The sequence below is a fragment of the Rhodomicrobium sp. genome, from assembly GCF_047605405.1.
Lineage (GTDB): Bacteria > Pseudomonadota > Alphaproteobacteria > Rhizobiales > Rhodomicrobiaceae > Rhodomicrobium > Rhodomicrobium lacus.
On the sequence record NZ_JASGFR010000009.1, the window covers coordinates 19,555 to 43,521 of the forward strand.

At 61.7% G+C, this 23,967-nt stretch carries 23 protein-coding genes, 1 tRNA gene, 1 pseudogene and 1 riboswitch; of the genes and pseudogenes, 5 read left to right on the forward strand and 20 right to left on the reverse strand.

The genetic code is table 11. The annotated features are described in order from the left end of the window. Position 1: 1 nt before the first annotated feature. The 3 genes from metW to QM659_RS05445 all read right to left on the reverse strand — a co-directional run bounded on the left by metW (position 2) and on the right by QM659_RS05445 (position 2,346). Positions 2–667, reverse strand: coding sequence for a methionine biosynthesis protein MetW (gene metW / locus QM659_RS05435; RefSeq protein ID WP_303485925.1), 666 nt, complete (start codon positions 665–667; stop codon positions 2–4). After that, the gene (gene metX, locus QM659_RS05440) at positions 667–1,860 is read right to left on the reverse strand and encodes a homoserine O-acetyltransferase MetX (protein ID WP_415187654.1); all 1,194 of its coding nucleotides are present in this window, start codon (positions 1,858–1,860) and stop codon (positions 667–669) included. The genes metW and metX overlap by 1 nt, the downstream gene beginning before the upstream one ends. A 56-nt stretch (positions 1,861–1,916) precedes the next feature. Beyond that, positions 1,917–1,994: riboswitch (SAM riboswitch) on the reverse strand. A 73-nt stretch (positions 1,995–2,067) separates the two neighbouring features. After that, positions 2,068–2,346: a hypothetical protein gene (locus tag QM659_RS05445; RefSeq protein ID WP_415187655.1), complete on the reverse strand. Its 279-nt coding sequence runs from the start codon at positions 2,344–2,346 to the stop codon at positions 2,068–2,070. 411 nt (positions 2,347–2,757) lie between these two features. Between QM659_RS05445 and QM659_RS05450 the strand changes: the two genes are divergently transcribed. Next, on the forward strand, positions 2,758–4,551 hold the full coding sequence (locus QM659_RS05450) for an acyl-CoA dehydrogenase C-terminal domain-containing protein (RefSeq protein ID WP_415187656.1): 1,794 nt from the start codon (positions 2,758–2,760) through the stop codon (positions 4,549–4,551). An 89-nt stretch (positions 4,552–4,640) separates the two neighbouring features. Here QM659_RS05450 and QM659_RS05455 read toward each other — a convergent pair whose 3' ends face one another. The 6 genes from QM659_RS05455 to QM659_RS05480 all read right to left on the reverse strand — a co-directional run bounded on the left by QM659_RS05455 (position 4,641) and on the right by QM659_RS05480 (position 10,548). Beyond that, the gene (locus QM659_RS05455) at positions 4,641–5,813 is read right to left on the reverse strand and encodes a GNAT family N-acetyltransferase (protein WP_415187657.1); all 1,173 of its coding nucleotides are present in this window, start codon (positions 5,811–5,813) and stop codon (positions 4,641–4,643) included. A 44-nt stretch (positions 5,814–5,857) separates the two neighbouring features. Then, positions 5,858–7,363: an RNA polymerase factor sigma-54 gene (gene rpoN, locus QM659_RS05460; protein ID WP_415187658.1), complete on the reverse strand. Its 1,506-nt coding sequence runs from the start codon at positions 7,361–7,363 to the stop codon at positions 5,858–5,860. 36 nt (positions 7,364–7,399) lie between these two features. Continuing rightward, entirely contained in the window at positions 7,400–8,239 is an 840-nt protein-coding gene (lptB, locus tag QM659_RS05465) for an LPS export ABC transporter ATP-binding protein (RefSeq protein ID WP_303485910.1), read from the reverse strand. Positions 8,240–8,274: 35 nt separating this feature from the next. Next, positions 8,275–9,018, reverse strand: coding sequence for an LptA/OstA family protein (locus QM659_RS05470; RefSeq protein WP_415187659.1), 744 nt, complete (start codon positions 9,016–9,018; stop codon positions 8,275–8,277). Continuing rightward, on the reverse strand, positions 9,015–9,830 hold the full coding sequence (lptC, locus tag QM659_RS05475) for an LPS export ABC transporter periplasmic protein LptC (protein ID WP_415187660.1): 816 nt from the start codon (positions 9,828–9,830) through the stop codon (positions 9,015–9,017). Before lptC ends, QM659_RS05470 begins: the two co-directional genes overlap by 4 nt. 103 nt (positions 9,831–9,933) lie before the next feature. Next, positions 9,934–10,548, reverse strand: a complete 615-nt coding sequence (locus QM659_RS05480; protein ID WP_303485902.1) for a ribonuclease D — start codon at positions 10,546–10,548, stop codon at positions 9,934–9,936. A 185-nt stretch (positions 10,549–10,733) separates the two neighbouring features. Between QM659_RS05480 and QM659_RS05485 the strand changes: the two genes are divergently transcribed. Continuing rightward, positions 10,734–12,290 (forward strand): c-type cytochrome, encoded by a 1,557-nt coding sequence (locus QM659_RS05485; protein ID WP_415187661.1) that lies wholly within the window; start codon positions 10,734–10,736, stop codon positions 12,288–12,290. Positions 12,291–12,305: 15 nt separating this feature from the next. Here the strand turns inward: QM659_RS05485 and QM659_RS05490 are convergent, their stop codons facing one another. The 4 genes from QM659_RS05490 to petA all read right to left on the reverse strand — a co-directional run bounded on the left by QM659_RS05490 (position 12,306) and on the right by petA (position 15,856). Next, on the reverse strand, positions 12,306–12,548 hold the full coding sequence (locus QM659_RS05490; protein WP_127077296.1) for a hypothetical protein: 243 nt from the start codon (positions 12,546–12,548) through the stop codon (positions 12,306–12,308). Between the two features lie 519 nt (positions 12,549–13,067). Next, positions 13,068–13,952, reverse strand: coding sequence for a cytochrome c1 (locus tag QM659_RS05495; protein WP_303485898.1), 885 nt, complete (start codon positions 13,950–13,952; stop codon positions 13,068–13,070). A gap of 11 nt (positions 13,953–13,963) precedes the next feature. After that, positions 13,964–15,241, reverse strand: a complete 1,278-nt coding sequence (locus QM659_RS05500) for a cytochrome b (protein ID WP_415187662.1) — start codon at positions 15,239–15,241, stop codon at positions 13,964–13,966. A gap of 30 nt (positions 15,242–15,271) precedes the next feature. Continuing rightward, positions 15,272–15,856, reverse strand: a complete 585-nt coding sequence (gene petA / locus QM659_RS05505; RefSeq protein ID WP_303485893.1) for a ubiquinol-cytochrome c reductase iron-sulfur subunit — start codon at positions 15,854–15,856, stop codon at positions 15,272–15,274. A gap of 175 nt (positions 15,857–16,031) precedes the next feature. Here petA and QM659_RS05510 point away from each other — a divergent pair, with 175 nt between their 5' ends. Continuing rightward, on the forward strand, positions 16,032–16,439 hold the full coding sequence (locus QM659_RS05510) for a tRNA (cytidine(34)-2'-O)-methyltransferase (RefSeq protein ID WP_415187663.1): 408 nt from the start codon (positions 16,032–16,034) through the stop codon (positions 16,437–16,439). An 81-nt stretch (positions 16,440–16,520) separates the two neighbouring features. After that, the gene (gene hemF / locus QM659_RS05515) at positions 16,521–17,435 is read left to right on the forward strand and encodes an oxygen-dependent coproporphyrinogen oxidase (protein ID WP_415187664.1); all 915 of its coding nucleotides are present in this window, start codon (positions 16,521–16,523) and stop codon (positions 17,433–17,435) included. Positions 17,436–17,564: 129 nt separating this feature from the next. Here hemF and QM659_RS05520 read toward each other — a convergent pair. From QM659_RS05520 to QM659_RS05545, 6 genes and pseudogenes are all read right to left on the reverse strand, one after another. Then, positions 17,565–17,642: transfer RNA gene (locus QM659_RS05520), tRNA-Pro, on the reverse strand. A 401-nt stretch (positions 17,643–18,043) separates the two neighbouring features. After that, positions 18,044–18,382 (reverse strand): annotated as a pseudogene (locus QM659_RS05525) (integration host factor subunit alpha); the annotation flags it as partial. Positions 18,383–18,545: 163 nt separating this feature from the next. Beyond that, positions 18,546–19,523: a beta-ketoacyl-ACP synthase III gene (locus QM659_RS05530; RefSeq protein WP_303485885.1), complete on the reverse strand. Its 978-nt coding sequence runs from the start codon at positions 19,521–19,523 to the stop codon at positions 18,546–18,548. Continuing rightward, positions 19,520–20,584 carry a phosphate acyltransferase PlsX gene (gene plsX / locus QM659_RS05535; protein ID WP_303485882.1) on the reverse strand — a complete coding sequence of 355 codons (1,065 nt, stop codon included), beginning with the start codon at positions 20,582–20,584 and terminating at the stop codon, positions 19,520–19,522. Before plsX ends, QM659_RS05530 begins: the two co-directional genes overlap by 4 nt. Positions 20,585–20,708: 124 nt before the next feature. Further along, on the reverse strand, positions 20,709–21,242 hold the full coding sequence (locus QM659_RS05540; protein ID WP_415187665.1) for a hypothetical protein: 534 nt from the start codon (positions 21,240–21,242) through the stop codon (positions 20,709–20,711). A 2-nt stretch (positions 21,243–21,244) separates the two neighbouring features. Continuing rightward, on the reverse strand, positions 21,245–21,688 hold the full coding sequence (locus tag QM659_RS05545; RefSeq protein WP_215028432.1) for a ubiquinol-cytochrome C chaperone family protein: 444 nt from the start codon (positions 21,686–21,688) through the stop codon (positions 21,245–21,247). A 252-nt stretch (positions 21,689–21,940) separates the two neighbouring features. Between QM659_RS05545 and QM659_RS05550 the strand changes: the two genes are divergently transcribed. Then, positions 21,941–22,447 carry an outer membrane protein assembly factor BamE gene (locus QM659_RS05550; protein ID WP_415187666.1) on the forward strand — a complete coding sequence of 169 codons (507 nt, stop codon included), beginning with the start codon at positions 21,941–21,943 and terminating at the stop codon, positions 22,445–22,447. A gap of 62 nt (positions 22,448–22,509) precedes the next feature. Here QM659_RS05550 and QM659_RS05555 read toward each other — a convergent pair whose 3' ends face one another. Next, on the reverse strand, positions 22,510–23,685 hold the full coding sequence (locus QM659_RS05555) for a DUF2066 domain-containing protein (RefSeq protein ID WP_415187667.1): 1,176 nt from the start codon (positions 23,683–23,685) through the stop codon (positions 22,510–22,512). Between the last annotated feature and the right edge of the window lie 282 nt (positions 23,686–23,967).

A 23,967-nucleotide genomic window follows, 5' to 3' on the forward strand; every position in this document is an offset into this window, starting at 1 on the left:
ATCAGTCCGCGGCTTTCTCGTCCGCCGTCAGCAGAAACACGGCCTGCTGCGCGACGATGTTGTGAAGAAAGGGCGGCACGCGGCTGCCGAGCGGGCGCCCGTGCGGCGAGAGCGCGAAGGAGCGCTCGATCTTCGCGCCCACGACAACGCAAAGCTCGCGGAAATCGGCGATGGTGCAGAAATGAATGTTCTGCGTCTGATACCATGGCTCCGGCAGGTTCCACGTCATGGGCATGCGCCCCTTGAACAGGATCTGTGAGCGAATGCGCCAGTGTCCGAAATTCGGGAACGAGACGATGACATGGCGTGCGATGCGCAGCAATTCCTGTAGAACCTCCTTCGGGCGCGTCGTGGCCTGAAGCGTCTGCGACAGGATCGCGTAATCGAACGCCCAATCGGGATAGTTCACGAGGTCGTGGTCTGCGTCGCCCTGAATCACGGACAAACCTTTTGCGACGCAGAAATTCACACCGGACTGCGAAAGCTCGATGCCGCGCCCGTCGACCTTCTTCTTTTCTTCGAGAAGCTTCAAAAGCTCGCCCGTGCCGCAGCCGACATCGAGCACGCGCGCGCCATCCTCGACCATTCCCGCGATCAGCAGAAGGTCTATGCGGTGCTGCGCCGTCTGCGCCGACGCAAAAGTCGCGCGGTCCTGATAGGCCGTCATCAGATTCCCTCCCCGGAGATCCCCTCCTCCGCCGCCGTCAGCCCGCGCTTCGCGCCAGCCGACTCGAGGAAGCCGCGGACAGTGTCGAACAGCTCGGGCTCGTGCAGGAGGAACGCGTCATGGCCCTTGTCGGTGTCGATCTCCACGAAGCTGACATTGGCCGCGACCGCATTCAGCGCCTGCACGATGGCGCGGCTTTCGCGAGTCGGATAGAGCCAATCGCTCGTGAACGACACGAGGCAGAAGCGCGCCTTCGTCCCGGTGAAGCTGTTCGCGAGGACTCCCCCGAAATCCGCGGCGAGGTCGAAATAATCCATCGCGCGCGTGATGTAGAGGTAGCTGTTGGCGTCGAAGCGATCCACGAAGCTGATGCCCTGATGGCGGAGATAGCTTTCCACCTGAAAATCGGCGTCGAAACCGAAGGTGATCTTCTGCCGGTTCTGAAGGTTGCGGCCGAACTTCCGGTGCAGCGCTTCATCGGAGAGGTAGGTGATATGCGCGGCCATCCGTGCCACCGCAAGCCCCTTCGCAGGAGTTGTGCCTTCCTCAAGATAGCGCCCGGCGCGCCATTCCGGATCGGCCATGACGGCCTGGCGGCCGACCTCGTTGAACGCGATGTTCTGCGAGGATTGGCGCGCGGCGGTCGCGATCGGCATTGCGGAAAAGACCCGGTCGCCGTAGCTCGCGCACCATTCGAGCGCCTGCATGCCGCCCATCGAGCCGCCGATCACGCAGAAAAGGTCCGGGATTTCCAGATGGTCGATAAGCCGCGATTGCGCGCGAACCATGTCGTCGATGGTGATGACGGGAAAATCCAGTCCCCACGTTTTGCCGGTCGCCGGGTTGATCGATGCCGGCCCCGTCGATCCCATGCATCCGCCGATGACGTTCGAGCAGATGACGAAATAGCGCTTCGTGTCCACAGGCTTGCCGGGACCGACGAGCGTCTCCCACCAGCCGGGCTTTCCCGTGATCGGGTGCCGGTCGGCGACATGCTGGTCGCCCGTCAGCGCGTGGCAGACGAGAACCGCGTTCGTCTTGTCCGCGTTAAGTTCGCCATAGGTCTGGTACGCAATCTGAAAGGTTTCGAGCGAGCGCCCGCAATCGAGCGGCAAAGGCTCGCTGCTCTGGAATAGCTGGCACGCTAACGGTATCGTCCGGTACTCGCTGCCGGTAACAAGCAACCTGCTCATTGGCGAAACGGCCCCAACCCTCTCGACGGACGGCCGACCGTGTTAACGCGCGGGGACCGGGGCGAGCCACGGCCTTTTAGCGAGTTTTTTAACGTGGCTGCAAGCCGGCCGGCCAAATCACCACGATCCACCAATAAAGGACGCCGGACGGCCTACGTCAAGAGCAGCCTAGTCAGCGCCCCGGCCGCCCGGCAGAGAATAAGGCGATCACCCGACTTGCGTCTCGAGATCGTCCTGCGTCTGGTCGCTTCTGTCTTCAAGCCCCTTGCGATGGTGAAGGACCGTGAGAACCTCCAGCACGACGACGGCGAATTCATTGAATTGCCAGCCTCGCCGCTCGGAATCGAGCCAGAGATGTTCGATCTTCTTCTCCATCGACGTCGTGAATTTAGGCCTTGGGGGAGAGGGCACTAGTTCAATCTTCTTTTCCATCGGCGGCGCGAGCCTATTATTGATATTGGCTATCAGGCTTCTCTCTGTACGCATTACGTCCACCCCTACCCTTTATGAGTTTGATCGCGCTATTCGCCGGTTTGAATAAGGCAAGCAACTCGTCTTCTTTTTTAGAACTCGGCGATTCTGCCGTCAGACTTCAAGGCTTCACAATCATTTATAACCAGGTGATGTGGTAAGAAGCACGCCCCTCCCAAAGTAGGAGCGAGGCGTTTTTCTCCCCAAATCCCGAACGCATTCGCAAGCTGTTGCGTCTGCGAGGGTTTCCACACAAGCACCGCTGAAGACAAAGGTCTGTGACAAAAGCCAATGCTATGCGCCTTTCGGGGGGATCGCGTTTTGCTTGCCATTGACGTATACGTAAACTACTTAACGCGTACAGGAGCGCGACGGCCGGCGTCTAGCGGCGGACCAGCGCTGAAAACGACCGAGGGAGGGAATACGATGACCAGCTACAAGGCGCCGCTCGACGATTACCGGTTCATCCTCACCGAGCTTTGGGACGCGCGCGAACTATCGGCGATGCCCGGATTCGAGGATGCGACGCCGGACGTCATCGCCAGCGTGCTCGATGAAGCGGCGAAATTCTGCGAGGAAATCCTTCATCCGCTGAACCAGAGCGGTGACGCGGAAGGCTGCGCCTTCGAGAACGGCACCGTGCGCACGCCGAAGGGCTTCAAGGAAGCCTATGAAAAATATGTCGAAGGCGGCTGGCCGTCGATGACCGCGTCGCCCGAACACGGCGGCCAGGGGCTGCCGCACACGGTCGGCTTCGCCATCGAGGAATTCATCTGCTCCGCGAACCTCGCCTTCGGTCCCTATCCCGGGTTGACCGCCGGCGCCTATTCGGCCCTCGCGGCTCATGCGTCCGAAGACCTCAAGGCGCGCTATCTGCCGAAGATGGTGTCGGGCGAATGGTCCGGGACGATGTGCCTCACCGAGCCGCATTGCGGAACCGATCTCGGCCTCATCAGGACACGCGCCATCCCTTGCGAAGATGGCTCATTCCGCATCACAGGCACGAAGATCTTCATTACCTCGGGCGAGCACGATCTCACGAACAACATCATCCACCTTGTCCTCGCGAAGCTGCCCGATGCGCCCGGGGGGTCCAAGGGCATCTCGCTGTTCGTCGTACCGAAATTCCTGCCGAACGAAGCAGGCGAACCAGGGGAACGCAATGCCGTTTCCTGTGGTGCGGTCGAGCACAAGATGGGCATCAAGGCCTCCGCGACCTGCGTGATGAATTTCGACGGCGCAGTGGGTTGGCTCGTGGCACAGCCCAATCAGGGCATGCGCGCTATGTTCACGATGATGAACGCGGCCCGCCTCGGCGTCGGCATTCAGGGCCTCGGCATCGCCGAAATCGCCCGCCAGAACGCGGTGATCTACACGAAGGAGCGCCTTCAGGGCCGTTCGCTCACCGGCGCCAAGGCACCGGAGAGGCCCGCCGATCCTCTGATCGTGCACCCGGACGTACGCAAGAATCTCCTCGAAGCGAAGGCATTCACCGAGGGCGCGCGCGCCCTCGCGGTGCTGATCGGCCTCGGCATCGACCGGGCGGCGCATCACGCTGACGCCGCCGTGCGCCAGCAGTCGAACGATCTCGTCGCGCTGCTGACGCCCGTCATCAAGGCCTATTTCACCGACATGTCGGTGGAAACAGCGATCAAGATGCAGCAGATGTTCGGCGGCCACGGCTACATCCGCGAGCATGGCATGGAGCAGTTCGTCCGCGATGCGCGCATCACCATGCTTTACGAGGGCGCAAATGGCGTGCAGGCGCTCGATCTCGTCGGGCGCAAGCTGCCGCAGAACGGCGGCGCGGCGGTGCGCGCTTTCTTCGCCATGATTCAGGCCGAGATCGAGGAAACGCTCACCGATCACGACATCGCCGATATCGCGGCCGCGCTCGAAGAGGCCTTCGCGAAGCTCCAGCAGGCGACCGCCTGGCTCGCGCAGCACGCCTTCGCCAACCCCGACGAGGCGGGCGGAGCCGCGACCGACTATCTGCGCATCTTCGCGCTCGTCACCATCGGCTGGATCTGGCTGAAGACGGCACGCGTGGCGCAGGCGAAGTTGAAAGAAGGCGGCGAGGCCGCGCCCGAAATCTATGACGGCAAGCTCAAGACCGCGCGTTTCTTCGCGGCGAAGGTGCTGCCCGAGGTGGAAGGCCGCTTCCGCATCCTGACCGGTGGCTGCAAGCCCATGATGGATATGGCCGACGAGCAGTTCTGACGGGCGACAAGGCATCATTCGGCGGCGGGCGGAAGGCCCGCCGCAGCTGCGCCGGAAGCCTGCCGTCACCGCTCAGGCATCTCAGGCGTCTACTCGCACCGCCTGTAGGGAAGCGCCTCGCTCAGCGCCTCTTGCTCGTGCGCCACGGCTTCGCGTTCCTGTTCGAGAAAACGCTTGGCGGCCCGGGCCAGACCGGGGTTCGCGAAGTAATGCAGACTGTAGGTCGTTTCCGGCGCATAGCCCCGCGCGAGCTTGTGCTCGCCTTGCGCGCCCGCTTCCACATGCGCAAGCTTGCGAGCGATGGCGAAGTCGATGGCTTGATAATAACAGGCCTCGAAATGCAAAAATGCATGGCTTTCGAGGCATCCCCAATAGCGGCCATAGAGCGTGTCGCCGCCGATGAAATTCAGCGCGCCCGCGATCGGCTCACCGTGGCGCATCGCCATGACAAGGAGGATGCGGTCGGCCATTGCCTCGCCGATGAGGCTGAAGAAGGCGCGCGTCAGATAGGGGCGCCCCCATTTGCGATTGCCGGTATCCATGTAGAAAGCGAAGAACGCATCCCAATGCGCCTCCTCGATGGCGCTTCCGGTGAGCCATTCAAACGCGATCCCGCTCGCGCGGGCCTGCTCGCGCTCCTTGCGCACGGCCTTTCGCTTTCGAGAGGCGAGCGACGCGAGGAAGTCGTCGAAGCTCGTATAGTCGCGATTGTGCCAGTGATATTGCGTGTCGGTGCGCTGCAACAGACCGAGCCCGCCGAGCGACGCCCACTCGTCCCTCGATGCAAAGGTGACGTGCCAGGACGACGCATCGCTCGCCTTCACCAGCTCGACGGCGGCGGACGAGAGGAGCGCGCGAGCCTGCTCCGCATCGACGCCAGGCCGCACCAGAAGCCGCCGTCCCGTGACCGGCGTGAACGGCACAGCCGTCTGAAGCTTCGGATAATAGCGGCCGCCCGCGCGCTCGTAAGCCTCCGCAAAGGGGTAATCGAAGACGAATTCACCATAGGAATGCGATTTTGCGTAGCACGGCATCACCGCCGCCAACTCACCCCTCTCGTCCGTCAGCGCGAGATGGCGGGGAGCCCAACCCTTCTCCGCGGTGGCCGAGCCGCTTTCTTCGAGCGCCGACAGAAAGGCGTGCGCGATAAACGGATTGAATGGAAGGCCCTGCGGGTTGGCACATGCGTCCCACGCCGCTGCCGGGATATCGCGAATGCGGTCATAGACGCTGACGCTCCAGGCGCCGGGTTCAGCGGTCAAATTACGGCTCCCGCCTGTCTTTTCTGCGTGCCAGCCAGTGATACTTACGCGGCGTTCGCGCGCTTCAGCCTCCGGCGCGCAGCGGACGAAGGAATGCGCAACGCATCGCGGTATTTTGCCACCGTACGGCGCGCGATGTCGATGCCGTCGGCCTTGAGCATGGTCACGATCCGGTCATCGGAGAGGATCTCCTCGGGCGACTCGTTCAGGATGAGTTCCTTGATGCGGTCGCGAACCGCTTCCGAGGAATGAGCCTCGCTCGACGCGCTCGCCGAGGCGATGGCCGACGTGAAGAAATACTTCATCTCGAAGATGCCGCGCGGCGTCTGGATCGCCTTGTTGGATGTGACGCGGCTCACGGTCGATTCGTGCATGCCGATCTTCGCCGCGATCTGGCGCAGGTTGAGCGGCTTCAGATGCCGCACGCCGTGATCGAAGAATGCAGACTGCTCCTCGACCATCGCCGTGGCGACCTTGAGGATGGTCGAAAGCCTTTGTTCGAGGCTCTTTACGAGCCAGTTCGCGGAAGAGAGACGGTCTGAGAGGTAGTTGCGCTCGCTATCGGACCGACATCGGTTCTTGAGGCTTGCATAATAGGCACGGTCGACGGCGAGCGACGGCGCCGCCGACGGGTTCAGTTCGGCCCGCCATTCGCCATCGGGGCCGCGCCGCACGATGACGTCCGGCACCAGGGTCTCGATCTCGGCATGCTCGAAAGCCGCGCCGGGCTTGGGATTCAGCGCGCGCAGCTCCTGCAGCATCTCACGCAGGTCGTCCGCGTCGACGCCGCAGACGCGCCTGAGCTTCTGCATGTCGCAGGCGGCGATGAGATCGAGATTAGCGAGAAGCCGCTCCATGTAGGGATCGCAGCGATCCTTCTCGCGGAGCTGGATGGCGAGGCACTCCGCGAGATCGCGCGCGCACACGCCAACCGGATCGAAGGTTTGCAGCACACCCAGCACCCGCTCGATATCATCGAGCGGCAGCGACAGAAGCTCGGCCGCGTCTTCGAGCGGAGAGCGGATATAGCCGTCTGCATCGACAAGGTCGATGAGGTAGCGGGCGATGAACCGATCCTGCGGGTCAGGAAATGCGAGTTGGGCCTGTTCATTCAGATGATCGGTGAGCGACTCCGCCTGGGAGAGCGTGGCGAAGGGATCGTAATCCTCGCTCGGAGAACCGGTCTTCCCGCTGGTCGAAAGCCATTCCGCCTCCGGTGAAGCGGCGGACGGGGCACCCTCATAGGCGCGATCGCCGGGGGTTTCCGGCTCCCAGTCGGTTTCGGCCACGGCTTCGACGGCGGGGGCGGCATCGCGCGCATCGAAGGCCGGAACATCCGCATCCGAGCCGGACGCGGCATCACCGTTCGGCGGCGGCGCTTCTCCATCCGCGCGCTCCTCGGCGGCGAGCAGAGGATTATCGCGGATCTCGTTTTCGATATAGGATTGTAGTTCGATGGCTGAGAATTGCAGAAGCTTGATCGCCTGCCGAAGCTGAGGCGTTATAACAATTTTCTGGGTTTGCCGTTGCTCAAGCCTTAGTTGGAGCACATCACCACCAATGCGTAAGCGAGACCCTTTCAGCCGCTACCGCGAAAACATGTCGCCCAGATAAACGCGTCGGACATCCTCGTTGGCGACCACCTCGGCGGGCGTGCCCTCCGTGAGAACACGACCGTCATAGATGATATATGCACGGTCAATTAAGTCCAGAGTTTCGCGCACATTGTGATCGGTGATGAGGACGCCGATGCCGCGATCGGTCAGGTGCGTCACGAGTTGGCGGATATCGCCGATCGCGATGGGGTCGATACCCGCGAACGGCTCGTCTAGAAGAACGTAGGACGGATTGCTCGCAAGCGCACGCGCGATCTCGCACCGACGCCGCTCGCCGCCCGACAGCGCGATGGACGGCGACTTTCTCAGACGGCCGATCTTGAACTCGTCGAGGAGTTCGTCGAGCCGCCTCTTGCGCTCTTTCCGGTTCGGCTCGGAAACTTCCAGCACCGCCATGATGTTGTCTTCGACCGACAGCCCACGGAAGATGGATGCCTCCTGCGGCAGGTAGGCGATGCCGAGCCTTGCGCGGCGATACATGGAAAGCGCGGTCACGTCGTAACCGTCAATATGCACGTTTCCTTCGTCCGGCTTGATCAGCCCCGTGATCATGTAGAACACGGTGGTCTTGCCCGCGCCATTCGGGCCGAGAAGGCCGACGGATTCGCCGCGCTTCAGGTTGACGCTGACGCCCTTCACCACCATGCGCTTCTTGAAGCTTTTCTTTACGCCGTTCACGACGAGTTGCTCGCGAACCTGCGGTATGGGACGGCGCTCGCGGAGCACCAGAGGGCCCTCATTCCAGCCGGACTCCGCCTGCGGACGCTGTCCCATTCTCGGAAATGGCTGATCCTTGTCGAGAACGACCATGAAAATCTCACGCCTTGGCTTCGGTTGCGGTCACGTTACTGGCTTTGCGGCTGCCAGCCGGATCTCGGCTGTGGCTGCGGTTCCACGGGGGCTGCATCCTTTTTCTTCTTGCCGCCGAGCGGTGAATCGGCCGGAAGGACGCTTTTCGCCGCCCCCTGATCGAAAACGGCCTGAACGCGGCCCTTTTCCGGAATGACCGTCGCACGGCCGGTTTCAAGGTCGATGCTGAGTTGCTTGCCCTTCACGACGTTGGCTTTCTGGGTGAGGATCACTTCCTTGCCGGTCATGGTGATCTTCTGGCCCTTGACGTCGTAGAGCGCCTCGTCGCCCGTGACCTCCTGCTCGTCCTTCTTGTTCGTGACGACGACATGGCCGCCGAGCGCGCGAATGTAGCGGATCTGGCCGCTGGAAATCGGGTCGGCGGCGGCCCCGTCCGTCGTTTTGGGAGCTTTTCCGGGCGAGTCGCCCGGCGCGGCGGACACTTTCTGTGCCTTGCCGCTCGCGGCGTCTGCGGCCTGGCGTTCATAGGTGACTTCGAGGCGAGGCGCTTTCAGATTGTAATCGCCCTGGTTCGCCGAAACATTGCCGATGAAGATCGCAACGTGACGCTTGTCGTCCACCTCAAGGCGGTCCGATTCTATGTCGATCGGCTTTTTCGCATTGTCACCCGAACCGATCCCGCGGAAACCCGAGCCGGGAGTCTGGGCGTGAGACGGCGGGGAAAGGACCGCCGCCGCCATCAGGATTGCGAACGCAAGGAGCGCCTTCTTCGCGATCATCGATTGAGCTCTCCTTCGCTTGCCATTCCGTTCGTCGCGTCATCTGGCGAACCGATTGCGGGAGCCGCCGACCATGCGCCGCCATCGGGTTGCGGCTGAGGCGACGTTTTCGGCTGAGCCTCGCCCGCCGCCGGTTCCTGCCGCTCGACATGCGTGCGGACGTTGCCTTCGAAGATTGCGCGGCTTTCGCCCCAGTACAGCGTCACACCATCTGCATGAATCGTGCTCTCATGAAGGCGAACGACAACGGGCGTATTCGAGATCGCCTTCTGCTCCTTCATGAAGGCAGTCGCGGTCTGGAACTCGGCCACAAGGCCCGGCTCGCGCCGGATCGTGACACCATTGTTGAACGTGATCAGATCGGCCTTGCTGTTGTGGGTGCCGTCAGGTGCGGTGAGCGTCGTCACCTTGCCGTCCTGCCCCGTCATGCGGCCGCGCACATTCACGAGATACATTTCATCCGCCTTCACCGACGCCTGCGTCGCCGTGTCGGCTGTGAAATCGTAGGATTCGTTCTTCTCGTTCACGCCGCGCACGTGGGGCTCGATCATCTTGAGAGCGCCCTTTTCAAGCTCGATGGCGCGAACGCTGGCCGTGCCGCGTCCCTTGTCGACCGAAACGCGCAGGAAAGACGGCAGCGCATAAAGGCTGAGAATGCCCATCGCCATCAGCGGCAGCGCGATCCTCAGGACCCGCACGCGTTGCGAATGTCGCCGCGCGAGCCGGAATTCGCGGTCGCGGTCGACACCGCGTCCCGCTCCCCGCGCCATGCCGGGACTGCGGCCGAGGGGAGACGTGGTTGCAACCGCCATCGTTCACCCCCCGCTGCGTCGAGCAAGAAAGCGCTGCAGCCAGATGTCAGGCCGTGTCGCGTTTCCGAACGGAAAACCGGCTCCCGCTTTTCCCGCAATTGCTCTAGTGATTGAAGACATCCGCGTCGTCATGCCAGCCTTTCAGGTCGAGTTCGGCGCGGTAAGGCAGGAAGCCGAAACAGGCCGCCGCCAGCTCGGATCGCCCTTCCCGGACAAGCAGCGCATCGAGCTTTTCCTTCAGGGCGTGCAGGTGAAGCACGTCGGATGCCGCATAGCTGAGTTGCTCCGGCGTGAGTTTCGCCTGCCCCCAGTCGGAAGTCTGCTGCTGCTTCGACAGCTCCACGCCGAGAAGTTCCCGGCAGAGATCCTTCAGCCCATGACGCTCGGTGAAGGTACGCACGAGCTTCGCCGCGATCTTGGTGCAATAGACGGGACTCGTCTGCACGCCGAGATAATGCTGCATCACCGCGACGTCGAAGCGTCCGAAATGGAAGATCTTGAGAACCGCGGGGTTGGTGAGCAGCGCCTTCAGATTGGGCGCGTCGTAGCGACCCTTCTCGAACTGCACGAGATGCGCGTTTCCGTCGCCAGCCGAGAGTTGAACGACGCAAAGCCGGTCGCGGTGCGGCTTGAGGCCCAGCGTTTCCGTATCGATGGCGACGGAGGCGCCAAAGTCGATATCCGGAGGCAGATCGTTCAGATGCACGGTGATTGTCATGGTCTGGGCATTTCTTGAGGCACGAGCGGAAAACGGGAGGAGGGAGCCACAAACGCAAAGTCCACGCAAGACATAGTTTTTCGCAAATTTGGGTTCGCACTGAAACCGTCTTTCGAGACGTAACGGTTATAGATGACCTGTTACACCTTCGCCTTTCTAGCCTTTTTCTGAAAAGAGAGCCGTTCATGATTGCCCTTGCCCCGCTCAAGACGGCTCTGCCGGCCGCGCTCTTTTTCTTATCGGCCGTCGGCGCAAGCCAAGCCGCACCCGATGACGGCCTCATCGAACGAGGCAAGTATCTGGCCACCATCGGCGACTGCGCCGCCTGTCATACCAGGCAGGGCGGCGAACCGTTCGCGGGCGGTCTCCAGATCCAGACGCCGTTCGGAAGCGTCACCACCCCGAACATCACGCCCGACAAGCGCACGGGCATCGGCGAATGGACCGAAGACGAGTTTTACCGGGCATTGCACGAGGGGATCGGCAAGCACGGACAGTATCTCTATCCGGTCTTCCCCTTCACGTCGTTCACCAAGGTCAGGCGCGATGACGTGAACGCCATCCGGGCCTATCTGATGTCGTTGAAGCCGGTGCATGCGCCGCGCGAAGCCAACAGCCTGGCCTTTCCCTTCGATATTCGTGAAACGCTGTCGGTGTGGCGCGGACTCTTCTTCGTACCCGGCGTGTTCGAGCCCGACCCGACCAAGAGCGAGCAGGTCAATTGGGGTGCCTATCTGGTCGAAGGGCTCGGCCATTGCGGCCAGTGTCACACGCAACGCAATCTGATGGGCGCGACCATACCGGGTGACGCGCTTCAGGGCGCGGCCGTGCAGGGTTGGTTCGCGCCGAACATCACCGCCGACATGACGCGTGGTATCGGCTCGTGGAGCGAACAGCAACTCGTCTCCTATCTGGCGTCGGGCGTGGCACCGATGCGCAGCATCGCCGAGGGGCCGATGGCGACCGTGGTTCACGACAGCCTTTCGAAGCTCAAGATCGAGGATCTTCGCGCAATCGCGGCCTATCTGAAGCAGACGCCCCCGCGCGCGGACGTCGCGGGAGGCTCGGTTGTGCCTGTTCCGGCGGGCGCAGCGGGCGTCTATGTCAGCAATTGCGCGTCGTGCCATGGGCTTGACGGCGAAGGCTTCAGAGACCGGATTCCGCCGTTGTCGAAGAACGGCACCGTGAATGCCGAACAGCCGCAGGACATCATCAAGGCGGTCCTTGCCGGTCTCCCGGCTACGCAACAATATGGTCCGATGCCCTCCTTCGCGGCCTATCTGAGCGACGGAGACATCGCGGCGGTGGCGAATTACGTCCGGTCGCGCTGGGGCAACAACGCTCCGACCGACGCCGACGGCTTCCTCGTGCGCGAGATCAGGCAGTCGACTCCCATCATGCTGGCTGGGGGCGAAGGCAGCACCCAATGCCCGCCGCCCTTGAACGAGAAGGAGCGCGTGGTGATGGATAAGGCCAAGGCAGAGGCCGGCGATCTCCTTCGGACGACGCAGGGAGGAAACCTCGTGCTGCGAATTCGGGAGATTCTTCCGAAGGTCAGGGCCGCAGTTCATCATGCGTCCGAAGCGGACATCGTGAATGGTCTGACAGCCGCGTTTTGCCCCGTCGTTGCGGATCGCGAGACGATGACGGTCGCACAGAAGCGGAACCTGCTCGATATCTTCGCGCAAATTACCTATGCCGAAGCGAGCGGCATGCTGGGCCGGCGTCCCTCGCGGCAGTAATGCGACGGCGCGAACTCAGGTCGAGACAGACACCGGCGCTGTCTTGACCCGTGCCATTTCATCCGAAACCCAATCGAGAATGTGAGCCAGCGCCAGCATAGGCGGCACGCCGTGGTCGATGGCCTTCTCGAACCCCTCGATGACGGAAGAGCGAAGGGCATCGACCGCTTCTTCTTCTCCCACCACACGATCGGTGCCGGTGCGAAGCAGCGTCTCGAAAAGGTCGATCTCGATCTGCGAGGTTTGATGCATGAGCATTGGTTAATCCTCATTTTTTCAACAAATTACAAACTAGAGAAAACGCCAGTGGTTGACTACTGCCCGTCTTGCAAGCAGACAGACAAACAATCGTGTACCGATGCAATAAAAACACATAAAACTTGCACGACACTGAACTAACTCAACCCATACTCAAAGTGACGCGAGCAAAACACCTTGTACTTATGATGCAGCGCCTAGAAAAAACGTGGGGCGTGGCGCCGTTCGAACGTCTATTCGACTGGCCTTTCATGCCTGCTGGCCGCATTCTCCGACATCTTTCGCCATAGAATGCCGAGAGGTTGAAAAGGCGCCGCGTCCCCAAGGCACGCTTTCCGGCAAAATCCTGAGTCCTGAACCTCAGCGAACGCGATGCCAGGCCGCTGGCGGCATCCACTTATTTTCCAACTCCAAAACTCTCTTCCAGCAGCGCATCCTTGGTAGGAAAAAGCGCAAAAAAAAAAGCGGGGACCGACAGGCCCCCGCTCCGGGATTTCGTGGCGATTTGTCCGCCGTGCGTCAGTGTTTGACGTTGCGCCAGATCAGCTTCTTCGAAGTGTAGAGCAGACCGGCGAGAATGATCAGATAAACCAGCACCCATGCGCCGAGCTTCTTGCGATCGGCCAGGGTCGGCTCAGCTGCCCACGCCAGGAACGCGGTCACGTCCTTCGCCTGCTGATCGAGGGTGTTAGGCGTTCCGTCGTCGTAATCCACCGCACCGTCGGTGAGCGGCTGCGGCATGCCGATCTGATGGCCGGGGAACACGCGGTTGTAGCTCAGGCCCGGCAGCAGGTTGAAGGTTGCCGGCGGCTCCGTATATCCGTTCAGGAGAGCGTGCACATAGTCCGCGCCCTGCTCCTGATACTGCGTCAGGACGTCCTTAAGCATAATGAACGGAAAAGCGTACCACTCGACTTCCCGTTCGACCGTGCGGGCCTTCGTGATCAGCGACAGATCCGGCGGAACCGCGCCGTTCAAAGCTGCCGCAGCTTCCTTGTCGTTCTTGAACGGGCCTACGAACAGATCGGACAGCTTCGCCGGACGCATGTTCACTTCGCCAGCATCGTTGAAGCCATCGGCAACCTGCTTCTGGGCGGCGTAAGCCTCGACCTCTTCCTTGGGCAGTTCGGGACCACCCGGCTGCGTCAGGTTGCGGTACGACAGGTGGGCCAGATTATGACAGTTCTGGCAAACCGTCTGGTACACCTTGAAGCCGCGGCGAAGCTGCTGCTTGTCGAAATAGCCGGAGAGGCCGCCAAAGGTCCATTCCAGACGCGGAACCTGGAAATGTTCCGCCGTCTCGGAGGCCGACGCCGGCGCGCTGAGCGCCGTCACGGAGAGAACTGAGCCGATCACGAACGCTCCGAGCGAGCGGCGCACAAGGCTCGATGTCATCGTCGTCATTGTCTGGTCTCCTACTCGGCCGCCACGGGGCGCGTGCCACGGCCAGACCCGTCGTCCGATTTATGCGTGAAGGTGTCTGCGATCGAGTCCGGCTGCGGTTTCGGTGTCTCATAGATACCGACCACCGGCATGACGATCAGGAAGAAGGCGAAGTAGTAAAGCGTGAAGAACTGCGAGGCCAGCGTCGACGTCTCGGTGACCGGAACAGCACCCAGATAGCCGAGCGCAAGGCACGAGAACAGGAACGCCCAGAAGAACCAGCGGAAGATCGGCCGGTAATTCAGCGAGCGCACGCGCGACGTGTCGAGCCACGGGATGAAGAACAGGACGGCAATCGCGCCGAACATCGCAATCACGCCGCCGAGCTTGGACGGCACCGCGCGCAGGATCGCGTAGAAAGGCAGGAAGTACCATTCCGGCACGATGTGCGGAGGCGTCAGCAGCGGATTGGCGGGCACGTAGTTCACAGCGTCGCCAAGATAGTTCGGCGTGAAGAAGATGAAATACGCGAAGAGGACGCCGAACACCGCGAGGGCGAAGAGATCCTTGGTCGTGAAGTACGCGTAGAAGGGCAGCGTTTCCTTCTCGACGTTCTTCACCTCGACACCGGTCGGGTTGTTGGAGCCGACGACGTGCAACGCCCAGACGTGCAGCGCGACAAGACCGACGAGCACGAAGGGAAGCAGGTAGTGCAAGCTGAACAGGCGGTTAAGCGTCGCGTTATCGACGGAGAAACCGCCCCAGATCCACTGCACCAGCGTGGTGCCGAGGCCCGAATAGAGCGAGTCGAGCGACGAAAACAGGTTGGTGATCACGGTCACGGCCCAGAAGCTCATCTGCCCCCAGATCAGCGAGTAACCCATGAACGCCGTCGCCATCATGACGAGGAAGATCGCCACGCCGATCATCCACAGCACTTCACGCGGCGCCTTGTAGGAGCCGTAATAGAGGCCGCGGAAGATGTGGATATACACGGCGAGGAAGAACATCGACGCGCCGACCGCGTGCGCATAGCGAAGCAGCCAGCCGTAGTTCACGTCGCGCATGATCTTTTCGACCGAGTCGAACGCGAGCGCGGTGTTGGGCGCGAAGTGCATCGCGAGGATGACGCCCGTAACGATCTGGGCGACGAGCATGAACGCGAGGATCGCGCCGAAGGTCCAGAGGTAGTTGAGGTTGCGAGGCGTCGGGAAAGCCATGAAGTCCGCTATGAAGCGGATGATCGGCAACCGCTCGTCTAGCCAGCGGGTTACCGAGGTCTTCGGTTCGTATGTGGAAGCGTGGGACATTTCAGAAAAACCTTCTCGGAATGGCGGGAACTAGCCGATCAGAATCTTTGTGTCCGTCGTAAACTGGTACGGCGGGACGTCGAGATTGCGCGGCGCCGGTCCCTGGCGAATTCGCCCGGCGGTGTCGTACATCGAACCGTGGCAGGGGCAGAACCAGCCGCCATACAGGCCCCTGTCGTCGCCCGGGGCCTGGCCCTTCGGAACGCAGCCGAGATGGGTGCAGATGCCGATCAGCACGAGCCACTGTTCCTTGCCGGCTTTCGTGCGGTTTGCATCGGTCGCGGGCAAATCGGACGGCGCTCCGAGCACCTCCGCGTAGGGGTCTTTGAGGTCCGAAACCTGGACGGCCTGGGCCTTCTTGATTTCTTCAGCCGTGCGGTGACGGATGAACACCGGCTTGCCGCGCCAGAGCACGGTGATCGCACCGCCCTCCGGGACCGGCGTCAGATCGACGTCGATCGACGCGAGCGAGAGCGCCGACGCGTCGGGGTTCATCTGATCGATCAGCGGCCAGAGCGCGGCGGCCGCTCCGACAGCCGCGAATGCCGTGGTTGCGAGATAGATGAAATCACGGCGCGACACGTCGCCTTGATCACCGTCGTATGTTGTGGCCATCGGAAGTTCAACCTTGTAGGACGTTTTGCGGGAGCGAAAAAATCGTGCTCTTATGCATGCAATCGATTTCCGTGTCCATGGCACAATTTAGCTCGACCATCCACGGGGACCGCTCCTGATGCGTGTAGCTTTATATCAACCAGACATTCCGCAAAATACAGGCACGATCTTACGGATGGCGGCATGTCTAAACGTCGCAGTCGACATCATCGAGCCTTGCGGATTCGATTTGTCCGACCGGGCGCTTCGGCGCGCAGCCCTCGACTATTACGACAAGGTGAGGCTGCAACGCCATGCTTCTTTTGAAGATTTCTTAAACGATATCAACATGAGCGGCAGAAGGCTGGTCCTTATGACGACGAAGGGCGCCACGCCCTATCACGATGTGTTGTTTCGCGAAGACGACGTCATTCTGGCGGGCCGCGAAAGCGCGGGCGTGCCGGAGAAAGTTCACGAATGCGCGCATTTGCGGGTCCGTATCCCCATGCGGGAAAGCCTTCGGTCGTTGAATGTCGCGGTGTCGATGGCCATGGTTCTCGGTGAAGCCCTTGGCCAGACTGGCGGTTTTTCGCGTTTCCTGTAGAAAGGTCGCGATTCTATCCCTTCCAGGAACGCCAAGCGGCGGAGCGCCATGCCGAGACACAGCCAAACTCGCATATCTGACATGCCAAAAACGCAATCCTCGCCGCCGGAAAATTCCAATCCGTTCCACTCCGAGATGTCGAAGGCGCGTGTCTGGTTCGCCTCGCTGCGCAATGACATCTGCACGGAGTTCGAGCGGATCGAGGATGAGCTGAAAAGCGGGCCGCATGCCGGCCTGGCGCCGGGGCGCTTCGAGAAGACGCCCTGGCGGCGCACCGACCACACCGGCGAGGATGGCGGCGGCGGAACCATGGCGATGATGCATGGCCGCGTTTTCGAGAAGGTCGGCGTGCATGTTTCCACCGTTCACGGCGAGTTCGCACCCGAATTTCGCGCGGCGATTCCCGGCTCCGAGGCAGATCCCCGGTTTCGCGCGTCGGGAATTTCCCTGATTGCGCATATGCGCAATCCGAATGTGCCGACCGTGCACCTCAACACGCGCTTCATCGTGACATCGAAATGGTGGTTCGGCGGCGGCTCCGACCTGACGCCGATGCTCGCGAAGCGGCGGCGCGCGGAAGACCCCGATGTGCTGGATTTCCACGCCGCGTTCCGGTCCGCCTGCCTCAAGCATCCTGTCGCCGATTACGGCCGTTACAAGGAATGGTGCGACGAATATTTCTATCTTCCCCATCGGCGGGAGCCGCGCGGCATGGGCGGGATTTTCTACGACTATCATAACTCCGGCAATTGGGACGCCGACTTCGCCTTCACGCAGGATGTGGGGCGCGCCTTCCTCGCTGTGGTGCCGAAGCTCATCCGGCGCAACATGAATGCGCCCTGGAGCGAGGCGGACCGCGACGAGCAGCTCGTCCGGCGGGGCCGGTATGTCGAGTTCAACTTGCTTTACGACCGCGGCACGGTTTTCGGGCTGAAGACCGGCGGCAATGTCGATTCGATCCTGTCGTCGATGCCGCCCGTGGTGAAATGGCCGTGAGCACAACGGCCGCCACAGGCGGTCAAGGCTCAGAACGACGCGAAACGGGCTGTGAGCCCTCACGCGATCGCTGGAAACCGCGCCGCCAGCTGGCATTTCCAGTATAAGCTGATTTTTTGGGGTGTTGAATGGTCGGAGCGAGAGGATTTGAACCTCCGACCCCCGGTCCCCCAGACCGGTGCGCTAACCGGGCTGCGCTACGCTCCGTTGCCGCGCACTTTGCGGGCAATCGGCCCGCCCGTCAAGCATTGTAACGGGCCGATTTCATTATGACGCGCCGATCAGGACGAGACGACGCGCTTTTTCGCAGACGATGTTTTGGGCGCGCGTTTCGGCGCGGCATCGTCGGCTTTCGTCTTGGGAGATTCGCTCGACGCAGCCGCTTTCGGGGACGGCTCCTTCACGGCCTTGGTCGCAGGCTTGGCGAGGTCCGCCTTCGCGGCTTTTGGCTTCGCTTCGACCTTCGGCGTCGCATGTTCCGGCGCGACCTTTTCCTCGACAGGAGCGGCCTTCGCCGACGCCTTCGCAGGCTTAGACTTCGCGCCGTCGTCAGCCTTGGAAGCGGCCGCTGCTTTCGCTCCGGCCTTCGCAGGCGCCTTCTTCGTCGCTGCAGCCTTCACAGCGGGTGGTGGCGACACGACCTTTGCGAGACCGGCATTGATCCGGTCCTTCATGATGTTGCTGGCCTTGAAGACGATGACCCGGCGCGGCGTGATCGGAACGATCTCGCCGGTTTTGGGATTGCGACCCACACGCTCGGATTTCTGGCGAAGGCCAAATGATCCGAAAGAAGAAAGCTTGATTGGCTCGCCACGCTCAAGCGCGTAAACGATTTGCTTGAGAACTAACTCTACAAGTTCAGCTGCCTCGTTGCGAGGTAGACCGACTTTTTCGAAGACTGCCTCAGCCAAGTCGGCTCGGGTCAGTGTTTTCCCGTTGAGCGCCATATGCGCCGTGTCCTCCCCAAAGAACGAAGCGCAGACAATGTTAACGCTCGGCCCGGACCATAGCAAACAGTAATCTTGTAAAAATCCCTTTGGAAACAGATATTTTTGGGCAAAAATGCCGCAGGGACACAGATTATTAACCTTATGTTGTGAAAGTTCGGGATCACCACCGAACGAGATTTGCGCCCCAGGTGAACCCGCCGCCCATTGCCTCGAACAGAACGAGGTCGCCGCGCTTGATGCGGCCGTCGTGAACCGCCGTCGAAAGCGCAAGCGGAATCGAGGCCGCCGACGTGTTGCCGTGCCTGTCGAGCGTGATGACGATCTTCTCCTCGGCTATGCCGACCTTCTTCGCCGTCCCGTCGAGAATGCGCTTGTTGGCCTGATGCGGCACGAACCAGTCGATATCGCTGGGACGGAGATTGTGAGCAGCGAGCGTGCGCTCGACGACGTCCGAGATCGCGTTGACCGCAAAGCGGAAAACCTCCTTGCCCTGCATGCGGAGATGTCCGACCGACCGGGTGGAGGACGGCCCGCCGTCCACATAAAGCTTGTCCTTGTGGCGCCCGTCCGAGAACAGCATCGAGCCGATGACGCAGCGCTCGCGCATCGGATCCTCGACCTGCGTCGCTTCAAGAACGACCGCGCCTGCGCCGTCTCCGAAGAGCACGCAGGTTCCGCGATCTTCCCAGTCGAGGATGCGGGAAAACGTTTCCGCGCCGATCACGAGACCGCGCTTGCCCTGCCCCGCCCTGATGAAATTGTCCGCCGTCGCCAGTGCGTAGGCGAAACCGGAACACACCGCCTGCACGTCGAAGGCGAAGCCGTGGGTGAGGCCGAGCGCCGCCTGGATCGTCGTCGCGGTCGATGGGAAGGTGTTGTCAGGCGTGGACGTCGCCAGAATGATGAAATCGATAGACTGCGGGTCGATGCCCGCGTGATCGAGAGCAGAGCGCGCCGCCGCGATGCCCAGGTCTGAGGTATTTTCGCCATCGGCGGCGATGTGGCGCGTCTTGATGCCGGTCCGCTCGCTGATCCACTCGTCCGACGTATCGACGATGCGAGCCAGATCCTGATTGGTAAGAACGCGCTCCGGGAGATACGACCCGCAGCCTAGGACGACCGATCTCGTTTGTTTCACTGGGCAACCGCTTTCAGGGCTTGTTCCGGTTTGGCCTGAAGAGAATCGTGGAAGCTCTCGACGCCGCGCTGAATATCAGCCACCAGGCCACTGGCTGCCATGTCGTAGCCCAGGTCGATGGCGCTTGCAAAGCCCACCGCGTCCGCACCGCCATGACTTTTTATTACAACACCATTCAATCCGACAAACATGCCGCCGTTCATCGTGCGCGTGTCCATTTTCGCGCGCAGCGCCTTGAAGGCCCCTTGCGCGAACACCGCACCGAGCTTCGACATCAAAGAGCGCGTCATTGCGGCCTTGAGATAGGCGCCGATCTGCTTCGCGGTGCCCTCTGCCGTCTTGAGAGCGATATTACCGGCGAAGCCCTCGGTAACGACCACGTCGACAACGCCCTTGCCGAGGTCGGTGCCTTCAACGAAGCCATAATATGTGATGGGCAGCCCCGGCGTCTTCAACGCCGCCGCCGCGCGCTTGATCTCTTCAAGCCCCTTCACTTCCTCGGAACCGATATTGAGAAGCCCGATCGTCGGCTTCTCCACCTGAAACAGCGCGCGCGCCAGCGCAGCACCCATATTGGCGTTATCGACGAGCCCCTTGGCGGTCGCGCCGACATTCGCGCCGACGTCGAGCACGATGCTTTCGCTCTTCAGGGTCGGCCAGAGCGCGGCGATCGCGGGCCGCTCGATGCCGGGCAGCATGCGAAGGCAGAATTTCGACATCGCCATCAGCGCGCCGGTGTTACCGGCGGACACGGCGGCCTGCGCCTCGCCCTGCTTCACCGCTTCGAGCGCCATCCACATGCTGCTCTTCCAGCGGCCGTAGCGCAGCGCCTGACTCGGCTTGTCGTCCATCGCGATGGCGACATCCGAGTGAACGATTTTCGAGACGGCGGCCAGCGGCGAATCCTTCGACAGATGCGCGCGGATCTCGTCTTCGCGACCGAAAATGATGAACCGCGTCTCGGGATGCCGGATGAGCGAAAGCGCCGCGGCCGGTATCACCACGGACGGGCCGAAATCTCCGCCCATCGCGTCGAGCGCAATCGTGATTGGCGTTCCCATGCTTGAAACCAGAAGCCCCGCACTGGCCTGTCAGGCCTTAACCCTCTGCAATAGACGCGGCACCATACTGTATAACGGTTTTGTGACAACGAAAAAGATGGTCGCGATCCCGGTCTGCGTCCTCTTATCCATCCACGCCGTTGCCGGTCTTGGGCCGAAGGCGGATAAGCTCCGCGAAGGGATGCGCAAGGCTTTCGTCCGGCGCCTGCCAGTCGAGGCTGTCGCCCTCGTTGCGCGGATAGGGTTCGAGCGAAACCGAAAACAGTTCGCTGAGAAAAGCGCCGATGGGAATCTTGTTGCCCGATAGCGCCTCCGGCGGCTCGTCCTCGAAGGAAGGCTCTCCCTCGCTGTCACCCTCGATCAGCTCCGGCGGCCAGAACTCCACCTGGAAGCGCTCGTCGAGCTGCGCGGGCACGTCGGCAAGGTCGACTACGCTCGCCTGCACGACGTCGGCCTCAAGCCGTCCGCTGACCCGAAAGCGACCGCCATTCAGGGGAATGACCTGAACGGTCGCCTTAAAGCTCTTGACCTCGCGCACGTCGGCGTAGGCGCCCAAAGCTTCGCGCTCCGCGGCGTCGGCTTCAAACGAGAGCGTCTCGACGGCACGCGTCAGCGTATGCGTATCGACAGCCCAGACAAGCGGCGGTGTTTTCAGCATCGTCAGACCGCCTGCTTCAAGCCGTAGACTTCCGGGAAGTTCAGATGCCCCTGAAGGAGCATGTTGAGCGGCATTTCCCCGACATTCTTTATGGAGTGAAAGATATAGTCGGCGAGTTCGTCGGCGGCGACATCGGCGTTCTCGTCACCCGACTGGAAGCTCTTCCAGATCGCCTCGGCGAGCGCGGCCTTGTTCTTCTGCTCGACGGCGTTCGTGTAGACCACAAGCTGGCGATAGAAGAGGTCGGCGATCTTGCGGACTTCCTGCGCCACGTAAGCGTCGGCAATCCCGAGATCGCGCACCATGCTGTCCATCTCGCGAACGAAAGCCTCGATGATTTCCTTGCCAAGCAGCTTGCCCTCGTTCGCCCCGAGCTTCAGGTTCTGCATGACGATGAACATGTGAATGACGAGCATGTCGAAGCGACCCGACAGCGTGTCAGGCACTCCGCATCGCACATAGAAAACCGGATTGCGCGACTGCGCGACTATCGAATCGTATATTTTCTCAGCGGCCTCACGGCGGGCTGAGCGTTCTGCAAACCAGCGGAACATCGTTCGGCCTGACTCCAGTTTTGCGCTCTTGGGGTAACCGTACCTTATAAAGCCTTAATCGCATCCAAAAAGGGTGCAATCACGTCGGGGTATGTTTGGTCAGAACGCGAGGCGCTGACGCCAAACAGCAAATTTGGGGGCGAAATGTCAAATCAATCCTCGAAGGATTTCGAACGAAATCGCCTTTGGGCGAAGGCGGTCGCGAGGGCTGTCGTGGTGTCGTCGGCACTTGCCGTCGCAAGCATGACGCTTCCCGGCTGCGCGGGCAATGTCATCAAGCAAGGCCATCAGTTTCAGGAGGAAGACCTGAATCAGGTTCGCGTCGGCATGTCGAAGGACGAGGTCGTGCTGGCGCTTGGCACACCGGATACCCAGTCGGCCATCGCGGGCGGCACCTATTACTACATATCGCAGACCGCCGAGCAGCCGATGGCCTTCATGAAGCCGGAGGTGGTCGACCGGCGCGTTGTCGCCGTCTACTTCGACAAGAAGGACAAGGTCGAGCAGATCGCGAATTACGGGCTGAAGGACGGCAAGGTGTTCGACTTCATCCGCCGCGAAACGCCGGTCTACACGCGCGACCAGGGCATGCTGAAGGAAATCTTCCGCAATATCGGCGTCGGTCCGACGATCCCGGGCGTGCAGAAGTAGGTGAAGTAGCAGGTTGTTCGTGGAAATCGCTCGCCCCGTGCGGAACACGGGGCGTGCGATCCTTAGCGCACCTTCACGACAAGGCCGTCAGGGCCGTTCTCGACGTCGAGTCCCTGCCCCGCAGCCATCGAAGTCAGCCGCGCCGCGCCGCCTGGAAAATCGAACGCGATTGCGGCGCTCCTCGGGTTCACCGAGCGCAAATCCCAGTTCTGTACGCCCGGAAGGCCCTGAAGCTGGCGGCGGATCGTCTGCCACTCCTTCAGCCCGGAATAAAGCGCGGTCACCTGCAGCGTTTCCATGCTGCCGTCATATGCCGCGGCGGAGGTCCCGTTACCGGGGCCGGGGATGGTGCCGCCATCGCCGTCAGACGCGGCCACCGGAGCCGCCGGCGCGGATGCATCGCGGGCGAGTTTCCAACGCTCCTGAACCGTGTCGAAGGCGAGGTCGGCCGCCGCGTCGAGCGCGGTCCCGTCGCCGCCGTCCTTCGCCCTGACCTTTCGCTGCACCGAGAACTGGCCGCCTGAATCGAGACCGATCAGCTTCAGCGAGATGGTTTCGCCGTCGCCATCGGTTTCCGCGAGCGCGAACATGATCTGCTGCGTCTGATATTGCGTCTTCAGCGTTTCGAGGGTCGCGGCGGGACTTGCGATATAGGCATTCGCGATCGCCGCCGTGATGTCGGAGCGCGCGGGCGCGACTTTCGCCGGAACGAGCGCATGAGTGAGATCGAGCGAGGTCAGGGCCGTGCGCCATGCGTTGCGGTCGGCGGTGCGCGCGGCACCGCCTTCGACATAAACCGGCACGATCAGGATTTCGGGACCGCGGTCGGTGATGGCCGAAACACCGTAGCGGGCGAGCAGCGCCTGCACGGCGCGCTCCGAGAAGCTCACGCCGAAGGTTGCGACATAGCCGGTGCCGCTCACGCCCTCGCCTCGCACATCCATATCGGACACAAGCCCTTCGATCTCGTTCAGCGCGAGATCGGGAATACGCGACTGCGAGCGGTAATCAACGATGCGCGATACAAGCTTGCGGAAAGCGCGGCTCTGCGCTTGCCCTTGCGCGATCTTCTTCGCTTCGACCGCGTTCTGCGCCTCGGCCGAGGCCTTCACGTTCGACACTGCGAAGACGCTCGCCGGCCGCGTCTGTGCGCATGCCCCGGCGGCGGCCATTCCCAGTCCAAAGCACGCGAGCGCGAACAACGCACCCGCCTTCGTCAACGCCCTCTTCATCGCCATGAAAGGAACTCCCCGCTCGAAAGGCATTTGTGGCGCTTGTGTATCATGCGGCTAAAATGCTAGTGGTCCGATTTCGGCATTTGCCTCCGTTTGCAGCACCCTCGCGAGCAAATGTCGACCACGAACACGTGTGATTCAGTGGAGCTTCTGGATTTGACATTTGACGAAGTGCTTGCGGCGGACGGTACTCAAATGTCAAATTCGATCCACAAGCCCTCTCATAAATGGTGGACCACGCCCCTGGCAAGCTTTTGCCTGGGCAGCGAGGCGGCCCTGCGGCGG

Coding starts and splice junctions, on each gene's coding strand:
- QM659_RS05510 (WP_415187663.1), top strand. CDS start 16,032: ATGGCGGCATGTCTAAACGTCGCAGTCGACATCATCGAGCCTTGCGGA.
- QM659_RS05450 (WP_415187656.1), top strand. CDS start 2,758: ATGACCAGCTACAAGGCGCCGCTCGACGATTACCGGTTCATCCTCACC.
- metW (WP_303485925.1), bottom strand. CDS start 667: ATGACGGCCTATCAGGACCGCGCGACTTTTGCGTCGGCGCAGACGGCG.
- metX (WP_415187654.1), bottom strand. CDS start 1,860: ATGAGCAGGTTGCTTGTTACCGGCAGCGAGTACCGGACGATACCGTTA.
- QM659_RS05485 (WP_415187661.1), top strand. CDS start 10,734: ATGATTGCCCTTGCCCCGCTCAAGACGGCTCTGCCGGCCGCGCTCTTT.
- lptC (WP_415187660.1), bottom strand. CDS start 9,830: ATGGCGGTTGCAACCACGTCTCCCCTCGGCCGCAGTCCCGGCATGGCG.
- QM659_RS05500 (WP_415187662.1), bottom strand. CDS start 15,241: ATGTCCCACGCTTCCACATACGAACCGAAGACCTCGGTAACCCGCTGG.
- QM659_RS05550 (WP_415187666.1), top strand. CDS start 21,941: ATGTCAAATCAATCCTCGAAGGATTTCGAACGAAATCGCCTTTGGGCG.
- lptB (WP_303485910.1), bottom strand. CDS start 8,239: ATGGTCGTTCTCGACAAGGATCAGCCATTTCCGAGAATGGGACAGCGT.
- QM659_RS05480 (WP_303485902.1), bottom strand. CDS start 10,548: ATGACAATCACCGTGCATCTGAACGATCTGCCTCCGGATATCGACTTT.
- QM659_RS05470 (WP_415187659.1), bottom strand. CDS start 9,018: ATGATCGCGAAGAAGGCGCTCCTTGCGTTCGCAATCCTGATGGCGGCG.
- QM659_RS05555 (WP_415187667.1), bottom strand. CDS start 23,685: ATGGCGATGAAGAGGGCGTTGACGAAGGCGGGTGCGTTGTTCGCGCTC.
- QM659_RS05445 (WP_415187655.1), bottom strand. CDS start 2,346: ATGCGTACAGAGAGAAGCCTGATAGCCAATATCAATAATAGGCTCGCG.
- hemF (WP_415187664.1), top strand. CDS start 16,521: ATGCCAAAAACGCAATCCTCGCCGCCGGAAAATTCCAATCCGTTCCAC.
- petA (WP_303485893.1), bottom strand. CDS start 15,856: ATGGCCACAACATACGACGGTGATCAAGGCGACGTGTCGCGCCGTGAT.
- QM659_RS05490 (WP_127077296.1), bottom strand. CDS start 12,548: ATGCTCATGCATCAAACCTCGCAGATCGAGATCGACCTTTTCGAGACG.
- QM659_RS05495 (WP_303485898.1), bottom strand. CDS start 13,952: ATGACGACGATGACATCGAGCCTTGTGCGCCGCTCGCTCGGAGCGTTC.
- plsX (WP_303485882.1), bottom strand. CDS start 20,584: ATGGGAACGCCAATCACGATTGCGCTCGACGCGATGGGCGGAGATTTC.
- QM659_RS05540 (WP_415187665.1), bottom strand. CDS start 21,242: ATGCTGAAAACACCGCCGCTTGTCTGGGCTGTCGATACGCATACGCTG.